General features: G+C 61.6%; 1 protein-coding gene. It reads left to right on the top strand.

From position 1 onward, the window contains the following. The coding region (locus ACR0D6_RS22505) for a GcvT family protein (RefSeq protein ID WP_480767156.1) at positions 1-2,396 on the top strand (2,396 nt) is incomplete at both ends.

Raw genomic sequence — 2,396 nt, 5'->3', positions numbered from 1 at the left:
CAGGCCGTTGTTATCGGAGGTGGTCTTGTCGGTTGTTCGATTCTCTACCATCTTGCCAAGCTTGGCTGGACCGACGTTGTTCTGCTGGAGCGGGACGAGCTGACCAGTGGTTCGACCTGGCATGCGGCGGCTGGGATTCACGGGCTGCACGACAACAACAATGTCACCCGTATCCAGCATTACACGATGAACCTGTACAAGGAGCTGGAGAAGGAAACCGGGCAGGGGTGTGGCGTGTTTCAGCCCGGATCGCTCTATCTGGCCCAGACACAGGACCGCGAGCACCAGTTGCGCCTGCAGGAGTCCAAGGCCAGGTTCTATGGCCTGAACTTCTATGAAGTCAGCCGGGAACAGGCCAAAGAGCTGCATCCGCTGGCACAGTTCGATGACGTGCGCTGTATCATGTACGAGCCCGATGGCGGCAATGTCGATCCTTCGGGTGTCACGCATGCCTATGCGGCGGGCGCGCGGGCGATGGGGGCGACGATAGAGCGGTTTTGCCCCGTATTAGGGACGGAACAGCAAGCCGATGGCTCGTGGATCGTGCGCACCGAAAAGGGGGATATCCACACGCAATGGGTGGTCAATGCCGCCGGTCTCTGGGGGCGCGAAGTTGCGGCGATGGCCGGGCTGACACTGCCGCTGCAGCCGACCGAGCACCAGTATTTCGTGACCGAGACGATTGATGAGGTTGCCAATCTGGGCCGCCGTCTGCCCTCCATCGCGGACCGGGATGGAGAGTATTACTTCCGTCAGGAAGGCAACGGCCTGCTGATCGGGGCCTATGAAAAGGATATGCGGTTCTGGGCCGAAGAGGGGACGCCGCTGGATTTCGCGCATGATCTGTTCCCCGACGATCTGGACCGGATCATGGACAATGTCATCCGTGCAACCGAACGGGTGCCGGTGGCGGCTACGGCGGGGGTCAAACGGGTGATCAATGGCCCGATGATCTGGTCGCCGGATTCCAACGCGCTCTGGGGGCCGGTGCCGGAGCTGAAGAACTATTTCCTGTGCGGCGGTATCATTCCGGGCTTCAGCCAGTCCGGCGGTCTGGGCCTGCTTGCGGCGCAATGGATGATCGACGGTGAGCCGCAATATGACATGTTCGCCTGGGATCTGGCCCGTTTCGGAGACTGGGCAGACAAGAAATTCACCAAGGCGCGGGTCGAGGATGTCTATACCCATCGTTTCGCCATCCACTTCCCGAACGAAGAACGCAGCGCCGGCCGTCCGGCCCGTGTCCGCCCGGCTTACGAGATGCAAAAGGACATGGGCTGTGTCTTTGGCCTGAACTGCGGCTGGGAACACCCGCTGTGGTTCGCCGATCAGCCGGGCACCCTCGAGACCAACGGCTTTACCCGCCAGAACTGGTGGGCGCCGGTCGGCCGCGAGGCCGAGATGCTGCGCAGGAACGTGGGCGTTATCGACATCTCGAACTTCGCCAATTACGTCATCAAGGGTCCGGGCGCGCATGATTGGCTGGACCGGCTGGTCGCCAACAGGGTACCGACCGAGGTGGGGCGTTCGTGCCTGACGCCTCTGATCTCGGTCCGGGGCGGCGTGGCCGGTGATTTCACGATTACCAAGGTCGCAGAAGATGAATACATGATGATCGGCTCGGGCATGGCCGAACGCTATCACCAGCGGTTCTTCAACATGGTCGACCTGCCCGAAGGCACCACATTCGAGGTGGCCACCGACCGCATCGCAGGGTTCAACGTCGCCGGTCCCAAATCGCGCGACACGCTTCAGCGGCTGACCAATGCGGATCTGTCCAACGAGGCATTTCGCTTCATGCGCTCCGCGACCATCGAGGTTGCCGGCGTCCTCTGTCTGGCCATCCGCGTCAGCTTTACCGGCGATCTGGGGTGGGAGTTGCACTGCGCGGAAAGGGACCAGATCAGGCTCTATTCCGCACTTCTGGAGGCCGCGAAGCAGTTTGATGGCGGCCCCGTGGGTGGCCGCGCCCTCGGGTCGCTGCGCATCGAGAAAGGCTATGGCTCGTGGGGCAGGGAGTATTCTCAGGAATACTGGCCACAGGAGGTTGGGCTGGCTGGCCTCATCAAACAAGACAAGGACTTCCTGCACAAGGACGCCTGGCTGACCATCAGGGACAACGCCCCACGAGAGGTGCTGTCGATTTTCGAGGTCGAGGTGGCGCATGACGCCGACGCGACCGGCGGCGAGCCGATTTTCACGCCCGATGGCAAACCCGTGGGCCGCGTGACATCCGGCGCCTATGGCTATTCGGTCGGCAAATCACTGGCAATCGGCTATGCGGACCCGCAGGTGGCCCAGCCCGGCGATGAGGTAGAGATCTTTATTCTCGGCAAACCTCACAAGGCCAAAATCCTCGAAAAACCGCCGTTCGACCCAAAAGGCCAAAGATTGCG

Source organism: Ruegeria sp. BJ6 (assembly GCF_056537885.1).
Note: the sequence above shows the minus strand (reverse complement) of the source record. Positions and strands in the feature narration are given on the sequence as shown.